This window comes from Pseudomonas sp. AC463 (genome assembly GCF_979253585.1).
Genome location: NZ_CEEDDZ010001096.1, coordinates 1 through 240, shown reverse-complemented (window position 1 = coordinate 240; position 240 = coordinate 1). Strand labels below are relative to the sequence as shown.

Sequence of the window (240 nt, the reverse complement as noted above, 5' to 3'; positions counted from 1 at the left end):
CCCCGGCGGGATGCCCGGCCCGGTGTCCGCGACCGTCAGCACCGGACCTGCGACGGAGACAGCGATCGGGCCGGTCGAGAATTTGGCGGCATTGTCGATCAGGTTCAGCAGCACGTGGTGGAGCAGGCCGGGATCGGCGCGCACCAGCGGCGCGTCGGGGGCGATCGTCACCGACACTGTGCGCCCGCCAAGCAGCCCGGTGGCATCGTCCAGCACGCTGGCGACCGCATCGGTCAGGTC

General features: G+C 71.7%; 1 protein-coding gene. It reads right to left on the bottom strand.

Features of this window, described 5'->3' with window-relative positions; all coding sequences use genetic code 11:
* A partial coding sequence (locus AC0IYH_RS33670) for a sensor histidine kinase (RefSeq protein ID WP_471838793.1) occupies positions 1-240 on the bottom strand: 240 nt, incomplete at both ends.